The organism is Pandoraea sp. LA3 (assembly GCF_022696215.1).
Lineage (GTDB): Bacteria > Pseudomonadota > Gammaproteobacteria > Burkholderiales > Burkholderiaceae > Pandoraea > Pandoraea capi.
The window spans coordinates 78,829-91,422 of sequence record NZ_PTPY01000020.1 but is presented as its reverse complement, the minus strand read 5'-3'; the positions used below and the strand labels follow the sequence as shown (position 1 = coordinate 91,422).

Annotated in this window: 15 protein-coding genes; all 15 read left to right on the top strand. The window is 66.2% G+C overall.

The window, feature by feature from the left end; translation table 11 throughout:
• The first annotated feature begins 82 nt into the window (after positions 1-82).
• The 15 genes from C5N93_RS03845 to C5N93_RS03775 all read left to right on the top strand — a co-directional run bounded on the left by C5N93_RS03845 (position 83) and on the right by C5N93_RS03775 (position 12,593).
• Positions 83-469: an RAQPRD family integrative conjugative element protein gene (locus C5N93_RS03845; RefSeq protein ID WP_020207137.1), complete on the top strand. Its 387-nt coding sequence runs from the start codon at positions 83-85 to the stop codon at positions 467-469.
• A complete protein-coding gene (locus C5N93_RS03840; RefSeq protein ID WP_003050225.1) occupies positions 466-699 on the top strand; it encodes a TIGR03758 family integrating conjugative element protein in 234 nt (77 codons plus the stop codon). The genes C5N93_RS03845 and C5N93_RS03840 overlap by 4 nt, the downstream gene beginning before the upstream one ends.
• 16 nt (positions 700-715) lie before the next feature.
• Positions 716-1,075: a TIGR03745 family integrating conjugative element membrane protein gene (locus tag C5N93_RS03835; RefSeq protein ID WP_027015295.1), complete on the top strand. Its 360-nt coding sequence runs from the start codon at positions 716-718 to the stop codon at positions 1,073-1,075.
• A 12-nt stretch (positions 1,076-1,087) separates the two neighbouring features.
• The gene (locus C5N93_RS03830) at positions 1,088-1,498 is read left to right on the top strand and encodes a TIGR03750 family conjugal transfer protein (protein WP_242558334.1); all 411 of its coding nucleotides are present in this window, start codon (positions 1,088-1,090) and stop codon (positions 1,496-1,498) included.
• A complete protein-coding gene (locus C5N93_RS03825; RefSeq protein ID WP_242558333.1) occupies positions 1,495-2,187 on the top strand; it encodes a PFL_4703 family integrating conjugative element protein in 693 nt (230 codons plus the stop codon). The genes C5N93_RS03830 and C5N93_RS03825 overlap by 4 nt, the downstream gene beginning before the upstream one ends.
• On the top strand, positions 2,184-3,113 hold the full coding sequence (locus C5N93_RS03820; protein WP_242558332.1) for a TIGR03749 family integrating conjugative element protein: 930 nt from the start codon (positions 2,184-2,186) through the stop codon (positions 3,111-3,113). The genes C5N93_RS03825 and C5N93_RS03820 overlap by 4 nt, the downstream gene beginning before the upstream one ends.
• The gene (locus C5N93_RS03815) at positions 3,103-4,521 is read left to right on the top strand and encodes a TIGR03752 family integrating conjugative element protein (protein ID WP_242558331.1); all 1,419 of its coding nucleotides are present in this window, start codon (positions 3,103-3,105) and stop codon (positions 4,519-4,521) included. Before C5N93_RS03820 ends, C5N93_RS03815 begins: the two co-directional genes overlap by 11 nt.
• Positions 4,502-4,942 carry a TIGR03751 family conjugal transfer lipoprotein gene (locus C5N93_RS03810; RefSeq protein ID WP_029044450.1) on the top strand — a complete coding sequence of 147 codons (441 nt, stop codon included), beginning with the start codon at positions 4,502-4,504 and terminating at the stop codon, positions 4,940-4,942. The genes C5N93_RS03815 and C5N93_RS03810 overlap by 20 nt, the downstream gene beginning before the upstream one ends.
• Positions 4,942-7,824, top strand: a complete 2,883-nt coding sequence (locus C5N93_RS03805; RefSeq protein WP_242558330.1) for a conjugative transfer ATPase — start codon at positions 4,942-4,944, stop codon at positions 7,822-7,824. The genes C5N93_RS03810 and C5N93_RS03805 overlap by 1 nt, the downstream gene beginning before the upstream one ends.
• Positions 7,825-7,837: 13 nt before the next feature.
• The gene (locus C5N93_RS03800) at positions 7,838-8,602 is read left to right on the top strand and encodes a DsbA family protein (RefSeq protein ID WP_242558329.1); all 765 of its coding nucleotides are present in this window, start codon (positions 7,838-7,840) and stop codon (positions 8,600-8,602) included.
• Positions 8,603-8,785: 183 nt separating this feature from the next.
• Positions 8,786-9,280 carry a DNA repair protein RadC gene (gene radC, locus C5N93_RS03795; RefSeq protein WP_242558328.1) on the top strand — a complete coding sequence of 165 codons (495 nt, stop codon included), beginning with the start codon at positions 8,786-8,788 and terminating at the stop codon, positions 9,278-9,280.
• Between the two features lie 159 nt (positions 9,281-9,439).
• Entirely contained in the window at positions 9,440-9,886 is a 447-nt protein-coding gene (locus C5N93_RS03790; RefSeq protein ID WP_020207177.1) for a TIGR03757 family integrating conjugative element protein, read from the top strand.
• Complete coding sequence (locus C5N93_RS03785; RefSeq protein ID WP_242558327.1) at positions 9,883-10,833, top strand: TIGR03756 family integrating conjugative element protein; 951 nt, start codon at positions 9,883-9,885, stop codon at positions 10,831-10,833. Before C5N93_RS03790 ends, C5N93_RS03785 begins: the two co-directional genes overlap by 4 nt.
• Positions 10,834-10,842: 9 nt before the next feature.
• Positions 10,843-12,240, top strand: coding sequence for an integrating conjugative element protein (locus C5N93_RS03780; RefSeq protein ID WP_242558326.1), 1,398 nt, complete (start codon positions 10,843-10,845; stop codon positions 12,238-12,240).
• Positions 12,237-12,593: a hypothetical protein gene (locus tag C5N93_RS03775; protein ID WP_029044457.1), complete on the top strand. Its 357-nt coding sequence runs from the start codon at positions 12,237-12,239 to the stop codon at positions 12,591-12,593. Before C5N93_RS03780 ends, C5N93_RS03775 begins: the two co-directional genes overlap by 4 nt.
• The last annotated feature ends 1 nt before the right edge of the window (position 12,594 follow it).

The following is a 12,594-nucleotide window of genomic DNA, read 5'->3' as shown; positions in this document are numbered from 1 at the left end:
TCCGCGGGTTCCTATTGTTTGCGGCCTAAAGCAGCCCTGATCTCCACGATCAAGCCATTGCTGATCACACAGGAATGGCGCGATGGTGGCTTCAACCTGGCTGCGCGCCGCGCATCGCGGCGTGCCCACTTTTCTCGTGATGGCCCTCCTGCTGGGCCAGTCCCCTACGGCATTGGCCGAGGCCCCGGCGCAGCGCCAGGAGTTGGTCGCCGCGCTGCGCCAGCTCGACGCGCTGGAGCGCACCGTCGCCGACGGCGCCGCGCATGCCCCCATCCAGCCGGGCGAACGCTACCACTTCGATTACCCGCGGCTGCTGGCTGACCTGGCGCGCGTGCGCGCTGGCATCCAGGCCCACCTCACACCGTCGCGTGCCCAGCCGCGCGACCTCTCTGAACTGTCCGGCGACTACCGCACCGAGCGGGCCGCCTCGCCATCGCAGCCGACGACGACTGCGGAGAGCAAGCCATGAACGGCGCCCAGGTTTCGGCATTTCAAGCGAACAGCGGCATCGCGCCTTCCGCGATGGCGACCGTCTTGGTCGGCGTCGTGTTCGCGGTCCTGCTCGTCTGGGGCGTCTGGGCCATCCGAACGGCCTACGTGGGGTGGTCCGAGAGCCGCCTCAACCAGCGCCAGTTCCTCGGCGTCTGCATCCGCTTCGTCGCGATGTACCTCGTCCTGAGTTTCTTCCTCCTCTCCTGACCTGAAAGGCCTGACCATGCAAAACCGCATCCTCACTTCCCGTTTTGTCCAGCGCGCCGCCGTGGCCCTGGGCGCCGCCGCGCTGCCCGCGCTGTCGTTCGCGCAGGGGCTGCCGCAACTGGAGAACCCGACCCGCGGCACGGGCAACGGCATCATGGAAACGATCAGGAACTACGGCTACGACATCATCATGCTCGTGGCCCTGCTGGTCGTGGCGTCGATGTTCATTGGCGTGTGCTACCACGCCTATGGCACCTACGCGGAAATCCACACGGGCCGCAAGACCTGGGGCCAGTTCGGCCTCACCGTTGCCATCGGCGCGGTGCTGCTCGTGATCGGCATCTGGCTGCTCACCGAAGCCACCGGCATCCTGTAAGGCGAGGCCGGTATGTCCGAGCAGCAGCACGTCCGTGCTGACGGGACGGTCACGTTCCTTCCGCACCGGCTCAACCGCCATCCCGTTGTTGTGCGCGGCCTCACCGCCGACGAGCTGTGGATTTGCTGCGGCCTGTCCGGCGTCGCCGGCCTGCTGGTCGGTGCACCGCTGTCCTGGGTGTTCCGCACGATCGCGCTCGCGCCCACCTTCGTTGTGCTGGGCGTGGCCTTCGGCGTGTTCATCGGGGGCGGCATCCTGCGTCGCCTCAAGCGGGGACGTCCCGACACTTGGCTGTATCGGCAACTCCAGTGGCGCATCGCCACGCGCTTCCCGGCGGTGGCGGGCTGGGTGCGCGGCCATGTGCTGATTTCACGCTCCGGCTTCTGGACCACCCGAAGGTCTGTTGCAAGGGGGGCACGATGAGCCGCTTCAAGAACGAGATCACCCATCTGCAGGCGCACATCAAGACGCTTCGCCTGGGTGCTGGCGCGCTGGTCATTGTCGCCCTGGTCATGGGCGGCGGCTGGTGGAGCGCTCCGCGCGACCTGACCATCCACGTCCCGCCTGATCTGCGCTCCGGCAGTACCCGGAAGTGGTGGGAAGTGCCGCCCGAATCGGTCTACGCGTTCACGTTCTACGTGTTTCAGACCCTCAACCGCTGGCCGACGAATGGCGAAGAGGACTACGCGCGCAACCTCCACACGCTCTCGCCGTACCTCACCCCGTCGTGCCAGGCCTACCTGCGGGCGGACTACGACTACCGCCGCTCCACGGGCGAGCTGCGCCAGCGCGTGCGCGGCATCTACGAAATCCCTGGCCGCGGCTATGGCGACGACCCCACGGCGCGCGTGCGCGTGGTGTCCGACCGCGACTGGGTGGTGACGCTGGACATCACCGCCGACGAGTACTACGGCGCCGAGCAGGTCAAGCGAGCCCTGGTGCGCTACCCCGTGAAGGTCACGCGGGTGGACGTCGATCCGGCGCGCAACCCGTTCGGCCTGGCGCTCGACTGCTACGACGGCACGCCCCAGCGCATCGGTACGCCGGAGCCGACGCGCCCGACGCCAAGCGGCCTATCTCCGCAAGCGCCCCAAGGAGGAAGCACCCCATGAAGCATCCTGTATTCAAGCTGCCGGGGCTGTTGGCCGTGGCCGCCGCAGTGGTCATGTCCTCCGCTGCCCAGGCGGTGGAAATCCTGCGCTGGGAACGCATGCCGCTGGCGGTGCCCTTGAAGGTCGGCCAGGAGCGCATCGTGTTCATCGACCGCAACGTCCGCGTGGGCGTACCTGCGGGCGTCGGCGAGCGCCTACGGGTGCAGAGCGCGGGCGGCGCGGTGTACCTGCGCGCCAGCGAGCCGATCGAGCCCACGCGGCTGCAATTGCAGGACGCCGACACGGGCGCGCTGATCCTGCTGGACATTGCGGCGGAGCCAGCCAAGGACGGGGAAGCCGAGCTGGAACCAGTGCGCATCGTCGAGGGCAACAGCACCCCGGCGCGCTATGGCGATCAGCCCGGCGATGACAACGAAGCTCCGGTGCGCGCCCAGGACCAGGCAGGCGCGCGGGCGGCGCGACGCGAGACCCCGGTGCCGGTTGTCCTGACGCGCTTCGCCGCGCAGAACCTCTACGCGCCGCTACGCACCGTGGAGCCGCTGGCGGGCGTCATGCGGGTGAACTTGCGCCGCGACCTGGACCTCGGCACGCTGGTGCCGACGCTGCCGGTGCGCGCGGTCGCGCTCGCCTCATGGCGTCTGGAAGACCAGTGGGTCACTGCCGTGCGCCTCACCAATAGCAGCGGCGGCTGGATCACCCTCGACCCGCGCGTGTTGCAGGGCGATTTCCTCACCGCCACCTTTCAGCACGAAGCCCTCGGCCCGCGCGGGACGCCAGAGGACACGACCGTCCTGTATTTGGTGACGCGGGGGCACGGCCTCGCGCAATCGCTGCTGCCGGCGATCAACCGCTTCGATCCTGCCGCGCATCTGCCGCAGCCGGAAGCCAGTTCCCAGGACCTCACGGAGGCCCGCCATGCGCAGTAACGGACTCCTGAAGTGGTTGATGATCCCTGTGGCCTTGCTGGTGCTGTTCATCGCCATTCGGCTGTTCTCCGGTGGAAGCACGTCGGCGCCGCCCGCCGCGGATAGTGGTGCCCAGCTCACGCCGGAAGAAATGAAGGCGCTGGGCATTGAAGGCGATACCCCACGCGACACCGTGGCAACGCTGGTAGCGCAGGTGAAGCAACTGCGCACCGAGCTTCAGACCGCGCTCTCCGACAACAAGTCCCAGCGCGAGGAAAACCAGCGCCTGCGCCAGCGCGAGAACTCGATCGATCAGCGCATCACGTCCGCACTCGAATCCGAGCGCGCCAACCTGCGCCGCGACCAGCAGCAGGCGGCCAGCGAGCGCCAGCAGACCGAGGGGCTGCTCGCCGACCTGCAGCGCCGGCTGGACAGCATCGGCGGGCGCGGCGGCGGCCACGCCGATCTGCCGGTGGGCCTCGGCCTGCGCGACGGCGACGACGCCGGCATGGAAGGCGGTGTGCGCTGGGTGGAACCGGATGACGCGAAGCAGACCGATGGACGGGGAAGCAGCCGCGGCACAAGCGGCAACCTGAGCTTCCCGACGAGCTTCGGCCCAGCGCAGCGCACGCTTGAAACCACGGCGGAGACCGTGGCAAACGTAGGTGCGCGTGCCGCCGGGGTCACGTCCGCCAAGCCCGTCTATACCGTGCCGACTAACTCCACACTCATGGGATCGGTGGCGATGACGGCGCTGATTGGCCGTGTGCCGATCGACGGAACCGTCAACGATCCATACCCCTTTAAAGTCCTCGTCGGCCCCGACAACCTCACCGCCAACGGCATCGATATTCCCGACGTGGCCGGTGCTGTATTCAGCGGCACGGCTTCAGGGGATTGGACGCTTTCATGCGTGCGCGGCCAGGTGCGCAGCATCACCTTCGTTTTCCACGACGGGACAGTTCGCACCATCCCGGAGGACCGCGACGGTAACCAGCAAAACGACCAGCAACGCGACGGCCTGGGCTGGATCAGCGACCCGTATGGCATTCCTTGCGTCAGTGGGGAGCGGCGCAGCAACGCACAGCAATACCTCGGCTCGCAAGCCCTGATTACTGCGGCCGGTGCCGGCGTCGCCTCGCTCATCGACAGCGACAGCGGCCAGATGTCTTACGTAGGCGCCGATGGCTCCATCGGCAGTGTCGGCATCTCAGGCAACGAGGCCGTGGGCCGCATCCTGGCCGGGGGCGTGCGCGACATGGCCGATTGGGTGAACAAGTTGTACGGCCAGGCATTCGCCGCCGTCTATGTCCAGCCCGGCGCGAAGGTTGCCGTCCACCTCGAAAAGCCGCTCGCCATCGACTTCGATCCCGAAGGCCGCAAGGTCGATCACCGCGCAGGAGAAAGCCATGCTCTCGAACTTGACTAAGGGCCTGGCGCTGGCCCTCGCCGTCGCGGTGCTCGGCGGCTGCGCCACCAGCAAGGAAAAGCTGCTGCCGCACGGCGACAGCACGATGATGGACATCTGGCAGCAGAGCGCCGGGGACGCCGGCGGTGGCAACGGCCAGGTGGCCCGCAGGCAGTTGCTCGATGCACGCCAGAGCCTGCGCCGGCCGCTGACCGAGGCGGACGTGCAGGCCGCGCCCGTCGAGCAGATGCGCTATACGCGCACGGCGCGCAACGAGGTCTATCGCCAGTTCCAGCGCCTGCCGAATCCCGACCTGGTGATGTACGTGTACCCGCACGTTGCAGGCACGGACCCGGTGCCCGTGCCGGGCTATACGACGGTTTTTCCCTTGTATCAGCGCGTGCAGTACGCCATGCCGGGCGAGCGCGTGGAGGACTACTGATGCGCTGGAAACTCCCCTGGCCCAAGTCGGCTGCGCCGAAGCTGGCCGCATCCGGCGCAGGCGATGACGAGTGGCCGGAGGGCTGGCAGCGCCACGTCGAGGCCTTGCGCCAGGCCGGCATCCCAGAACCCGGCAAGGCGGCCCATGGCCGCAGGCCGGCGACGGTGGCCGACGAGCAGGCGCTGTACGACGTCGCGCCGTCGTTCGCGGAATTCCTGCCCTGGGTGGAGTTCCTGCCCGAGTCGAAGTCCATGCTGCTGGAGGACGGGCAATCGGTGGCGGCCTTCTTCGAACTGGTTCCGCTGGGCACCGAGGGCCGGGAGCCCGGCTGGCTCGCACACGCCCGCGACGCCTTGGAGAACGCGCTCCAGGACAGCTTCGATGAACTGGACGAGAACCCTTGGGTGCTCCAGCTCTATGCCCAGGACGAACCCAGCTTCGACCAGTACATGCAGACCCTGCGCGACTACGTGCAGCCGCGCGCCCGCAATACGGCTTTCACCGAGTTCTACCTTCGCTTCTTCGGACACCACCTGCGCGCGGTCGCGAAGCCGGGCGGGCTCTTCGAGGACACGGTGGTCACGCGGCTGCGTTGGCGCGGCCAGACGCGGCGCGTGCGCATGGTCGTCTATCGCCGGGCCACCGGGCAGGCGAGCCGCCGCGGCCAGACGCCCGAGCAGATGCTGAACATCGTCTGCGATCGCCTGTGTGGTGGGCTGGCGAACGCCGGCATCCAGGCCCGGCGCATGGTCGCGGCCGACGTTCATGACTGGCTGCTGCGGTGGTTCAACCCGCGTCCCACGCTGCTCGGGCCTGGGGTCGAGGACCGCGAACGCTTCTATGCGCTGGCACGCTACCCCGACGAGACAGAAGACGGCGAGATCGAGCTGGCGAGTGGGCGGGATTTCAGCCAGCGGCTTTTCTTCAGCCAGCCACGCTCGGACGCAGAGCACGGAACCTGGCACTTCGACGGCATGCCGCACCGTGTGCTGGTCACTGACCGGCTGCGCATGCCGCCTGGTACAGGTCACCTGACTGGCGAAACTCGTAAAGGCGATGCGATCAACACGCTGTTCGATCAGATGCCCGAGGACACGACGATGTGTCTGACCATGGTGGCGACACCCCAGGACATCCTCGAATCGCATCTGAACCACCTGGCGAAGAAGGCAGTCGGCGAAACACTGGCATCGGAGCAGACTCTCAAGGATGTGCAGGAGGCCCGCTCGCTCATCGGCAGCGCTCACAAGCTCTACCGGGGAACGCTGGCCTTTTATTTGCGCGGCCGGGATGAAGCTGAGCTGGACCGGCGCGGCCTGGACCTGGCGAACGTGATGCTCAACGCTGGTTTGCAGCCCGTGCGCGAAGACGATGAAGTCGCGCCTTTGAACAGCTACCTGCGCTGGCTGCCATGCTGCTACAACCCGAGCCAGGATCGGCGGAACTGGTTCACCCAACTGATGTTTGCCCAGCACGTGGCGAATCTCTCTCCGGCCTGGGGCCGCAGCCAAGGTACGGGCCATCCCGGCAATACGTTCTTCAACCGAGGCGGCGGGCCGATCACCTTTGACCCGCTCAACCGCCTGGATCGACAGATGAACGCCCATCTGTTCCTGTTCGGCCCGACCGGCTCTGGCAAAAGCGCAACGCTCAACAACCTCTTGAATCAGGTCACGGCCATCTACCGGCCGCGCCTCTTCATCGTGGAAGCCGGCAACAGCTTCGGCCTGTTCAGCGATTTCGCCAAGCGTCTGGGCCTGACCGTGAACCGGGTCAAGCTGGCCCCAGGCTCAGGCATCAGCCTCGCACCCTTCGCTGACGCGCGCCGGCTGATCGAAACGCCGAGTGACGTGCAGACGCTCGATGCGGATGCGCTGGATGAAGACCAGCCGCCGGACGTCTCGGCCATGGAGGCGGACGAGCAGCGCGACGTGCTCGGTGAACTGGAAATCACTGCACGGCTGATGATCACTGGCGGCGAGGATAAAGAAGAGGCCCGGATGACTCGGGCCGATCGTTCGCTGATTCGACAGTGCATTCTCGACGCCGCCGAACACTGCGTGGCCGAGAAGCGCACCGTACTCACGCGCGACGTGCGCAACGCGCTGCGCACGCGCGGCCAGGACTCGACACTGCCGGAGATGCGGCGCGTGCGGCTGCTGGAGATGGCGGACGCGATGGACATGTTCTGCCAAGGCACGGACGGCGAGATGTTCGACCGCGACGGCACGCCGTGGCCCGAGGCCGACATCACCCTGGTGGATCTCGCGACCTATGCGCGCGAGGGCTACAACGCGCAGCTCTCCATCGCCTACATCAGCCTGATCAGCACGGTGAACAACATCGCCGAGCGCGATCAGTACCTGGGCCGCCCGATCATCAACGTGACCGACGAAGGACACATCATCACGAAGAACCCGCTGCTCGCGCCCTACGTCGTGAAAATCACAAAAATGTGGCGCAAGCTAGGAGCCTGGTTCTGGCTCGCTACGCAAAATATCGACGACCTGCCGCGTGCTGCGGAGCCCATGCTCAACATGATCGAGTGGTGGATCTGCCTGTCGATGCCGCCCGATGAGGTCGAGAAGATCGCACGCTTCCGCGAACTCTCGCCCGCGCAGAAGGCGCTGATGCTTTCGGCGCGCAAAGAGGCGGGGAAATTCACCGAGGGCGTCATCCTCTCCAAGAGCATGGAAGTGCTGTTCCGCGCCGTGCCGCCGAGCCTGTACCTCGCGCTCGCGCAAACCGAACCCGAAGAGAAGGCAGAGCGCTACCAGCTCATGCAGCAATACGGCTGCACCGAGTTGGAAGCAGCTTTCAAGGTCGCCGAGAAGATCGACCAGGCACGCGGCATCGAGTCGCCTGCCCTGGAACTGTCGTAAGCCGGAGAACACCATGGAGCAGAAGCGTCCTTCCATTCCGATACAAGTTCAGGCGTTCCGCCGTCGCCACGGGCGGCCCCGCTGGCTTTGGGCCTTAGCTGTTGCGCTGGTCGCGCTGCTGCTGATCTGGCTCGTGTCCCGGTCGCCCGGCGAACCCTCACCACAGTCGCCCACGCCGGTCAGCACGGCACTGATGTCCGGGCCGCCCTGGCAGATGGGCAATCCCGAAGGGCGTTTCACGCTGACGCTCTATGCCGATCTGGAATGTCCGTTCTGCCGGGAGTATTTCCCGCAGCTCAAGCGCTGGGTCGGCAGCAACGCCGACGTGGCCCTGCAATGGCACCACCAGCCGCTGGCCGCACATGAGCCGGCCGCGTCGGCCGAGGCGCGTCTGGTCGAGTGCGTCGCCGAAGCCGGCGGGCATGCTGCCTTCTGGCATGCCGTCGAGTGGGTCTATGCCCACACGCGCAGCGACGGCCAGGGATTGCCCGATGGCCTGCGCTACCCGGAATCGACGCCGGCCGTTGAGCAGTGCATGACAAGCGAGCGAGCCGATGCAGTCATCCGCGCCCAGGCCACGGAAGCCACGAAAGGCGGCGTGACGGCCACGCCGTCGCTGCGCCTGCTTGATCGCCAGACGGGCCAGTCCATCCTGCTGCAGGGGCCAATCGAAGGCGATGCCTTGCTGTCGGCCATGGACATGCTGGCGGCTGACGAACCTGCCGCCACACCTACCACCGAAATGCCTGCCGACGTTGTCGGCGACATGCCCAGGTAGCCCTGGTCTTCAAGGCTACGGCGCGGTTGCCCGCGCTGACCGATACCCGTTCGCTCCGCATCCTGGCCGCGAACAATCACCGCTGCGCGGTGGTGGATGCACCTCGTTCCCTTGTTCCTATCCCCAGGAGGGCTTGCCCTCCCAGGGCGTGCGCCCTCCGATCTCACCTTCCGGAGGTTCGCCATGTCTTTCGTCGTCAATGACTCCTGCGTGGAGTCGCTTTCCGCCGTCGCAGCCCAGCATGAGGACTGGATCATCAAGCAGGCTATCGCGTTGCTGGAGAGACGGATCTTCAAAGTCGGACCGTGCCTCAGCCAACCGGCCGCCGTGCGGGACTACCTGCGTCTAAAACTCGTCGCTGAGCCCAACGAAGTATTCGCAGTCGTGTTCCTGGACAGCATGCATCAAGTGTTGGCCTACGAGCCACTGTTCAGGGGCACGATCAATTCGACTGCAGTCTATCCGCGTGTCGTCGTACAGCGTGTATTGGAGCTGAAAGCCGCCGCAGTGGTCTTCGCGCACCAGCACCCTTCGGGTGCCACCGAACCGTCGAACGCCGATCGCGCGCTGACCCAGCGATTGCAGGCTGCGCTGGCGCTCATCGATGTTCGGGTACTGGACCACATCGTCGTCGGCCTGGGAAATCCGTACTCTTTCGCTGAGCACGGCTTGCTGTAGCGCATCGCTTCATTGATCACTGCGGGGGCTTCGGCCTCCGTTTTTCTTTGCGGCGAGACAAGCAGGTATGCGGGGTGTCCGCGATGCGCATTGTTTGTTGGGGCTGCATCAGGTTCGGCGTTTGACTATGGCCCTGATCAACTTCCCGGGGTACGCGACATGCCAGCATCTATTTCCAGGTTCTCGCCGGGATGGCGAACCCTCGGCCTGGCCGTTGCGCTGCCGGTCGCTCTGGTCGTTTTCAGCCCGGCCACCTTCGCCGCCGACGTGCTGGTCGTCACCGACAGCCGGCACCCCCTCAAGACCGTGGGCGGTGAGCGGCTGATCGAGTTGGACGAAGCGCATCGGATCGAAACGGAGCTTGCTGCCGAACTCCCCGCAGATCCCGAACAGGCTGCCGTCATCGTCAAGCGTCGGCTGAACGGTGGCGGTGGCGACCTCCAGCGCCGCATTGCGTCCGCATACCAGGGCGTCACCGACGCATGGAGCCTGGGCATCACCAGCATCCCGGCCGTCGTCGTGGACAAGCGCTACGTGGTCTATGGCGAGCCGGACGTGGCCCGCGCAGTCGCGCGCATCGAGCAGCACCGGAGGACGCAGCCGTGACCCATCGCCCATTTGACCTGCTGCGCCGTCTGCGTGTTGTCGTGGCCTCGGTGCTACTGGTCGGCGCCACGAGCAGCTACGCCCTGAATACCGCCACCATCGTGTCTTCCGTCATGTCGCCAGACTGCCTGGAATACCGGGTGGTTGGCATCTGCTATTGGCTGTTCTGCTCCTGGGGTGGCTGCACGGTGCGCACGTCCATCAAAGTCCGCCACTACATCCCCGATGCGGTCGTCTCCAGCTACAGCAACACCGGCGAAAACCCGTGGATCGAAGTCCGGGCGATGAGCACATCCAACCCGTCGGCGCAAGCCGGCGGCGATGGCACCACGAACGAAGACCACGAAAACAACCTCGCCAAGTTCAAGAACGCGGACGTCATCGGCCACCCGGGGGTCGAGGTGTTCAACCAGTTCGTGTCGTCCTCAGGCTACTTCTGTGAAGGTGCGGGCACGGCGTTCATGCCGTACTTGCTCAGCACCCTGGACACGCTGGCCTGGCGCTACAACGTGCCCGAGATGGCCTACCCGGAAGCGCTGATTCCCGGCATGCGCGAGGTCGGCGCACGCACCACGATGAACCTCTGGGGCAACGTGTATCCCCGCGGTGGGTTCTTGCACCAGACCGACGACCACAAGGCCGGCGCCGTGGTGGCCCAGCGCGCAGGCGATGTCGTCACGCGCCGCGGGCAGATCCATGTTTATCAACCGCTGCTCGCCAACTCCCGTGATGGCTACTGGCCGGCTGGCGCGCTCATGGAGGGCGATGCCTCGACGGGCAAGTGGCAGGAACTCACGCCTGTCCTGTCCTCGTCCTGCGCGGTGTTTCCCCGCGATGGCTCCCTGACGCAAGCTCAGCAAGGCGACTACGCCTGGGCGCTCTGGCGGCCGTATGCCTGCTGCGAGCGCCGGGGTCAGGTGTTTCTCGGCAGCGTCGATTTCCTTTGAGGTGGTGCCATGAAGTTCCGTCCTGCATTCAATCCGTTCGCCCCCCGGGTACGTCGCACGAATATCATCCTGGCGCTGGCCGGTGGGCTCGCGCTGACGAGCGGTGTGGCCTTGGGCCAACTGGGCTATCAGACCGGCGGCAGTGTCATCGGCGATGACGTTATGTACTCGATCGGCGGCGGAAACGCCGTGTCGATGGGACGTGCGGCTGGCATGCGCTCTCTCGGGGTCGGCGTGGGCTGGAACAGCAACTTGATCTGCGGTGACATGAGCATCCAGACCACGTTGAAAAATCAACTCAACGGCGTCACCAACGGCTTCCAGCAAATCATGTCATCGGTGATCCAAAGCGCCACCAGCGCGGTGGCATCGTTGCCGGCACTGATCATTCAGCGGGCCGATCCGGGCCTTTACAACCTGCTTACCAATGGCGTGTTGCAGGCACGGCTCGATTTCGACCGTTCCAAGCTGACATGCCGTGCCATGGCGGAGAAGATGGCCGAGACGGCGGGCGGGCAGCTCGGCTGGAGCCAGATGGCAGAAGGCTTGGCGTTGCGCGATGCGGTGTCGAGCACGGATGCGGTCTCAGCCATCGAGCAGGCGGAGACTCGCCGCGGCAATGACGGTGTGCCGTGGGTCGGGGGCAGTAACGCGGGGGGCTCCGGCCAGCCCGCGATCAAGGTCGTCGGCGATGTCACTCGTGCCGGCTACAACCTGGTCAACGGCCGCGGCGTGACCGATACGTCGTCCATCGCACCGACCAGTTGTAGCAGTCTCTCGTGCCAGACCTGGAACTCGCCGCAGGCCGCCGTCGATTGGGCCACACGCGTGCTCGGCGAGAAGGAACAGCGCACATGCGATGCATGCACCAAGACCGAAACGACGCCCGGCGTAGGGCTGACGCCGCTGATCCAGGAAGAATACGACGCCAAGCTGCAGGCGCTCCAGGATCTGGTGTCCAAGGCGAAGAACACGACTCCCGAGAACCTGCGCGAAGCTGGCAGTGCATCGCTGCCCATCACGCGCGGCGTGATCGAGGCGCTGCGTGACGAGCCGGACCAGCACCTGCTGTCGCAGCGCCTGGCGTCCGAGGTTGCGCTGGCGTCGGTGCTGGAGAAAGCGCTACTGCTGCAACGCACGCTGCTGACCGGCAAGAAAGAGCCCAACGTGGCGGCCAACCAGCTCGCCGTGGAAGCTGTGAACCACGAGAGCGACACGCTCGATCGCGAGATCCGCAACCTCAAGACCGAGCTGGAGCTGCGCCGGGAGCTGGCAAACAATTCGCCCATGGCGATCATCCAGCGCCACGGCACGCGCGCGGCGGGCTCGCGTGGGATCTACGAAGGCGATCCGGTGCCTGACCGCCTCGATCAATTGCAGAAGGGCAATCCGGGAGGCCGGCCATGAGCCCGATGCGTGCGGCTTGGCTGCGCCCGCGCTGGCTGTTCAGCCGGCGCGCAGCGAAGGCGCTGCTGTGGACGGTGGTACTCGCGGCCGTCGCCGTGGGCGCCAACATCGTTGGCATCTACCTCGTCGGAAGCGTCGCAGGCTGGGGGCGTTGGCTGGCGGCAACAGCGGGTTACTTCCTGATCTGGCGGCTGTGCCTGTACGGCGCGACGGCCTACGGCTGGGTCTGGATGCGTCGCCGACTGCTGGCGCGCGAGGACGACGCGCAAGCGCGGCGCCGCCTGGTGCGCAGCGAGATCGCCGGCGTCATTGCCATCGTGGCGCTTGAAGCCAGCCTGTTGATGCAGGGCTGAG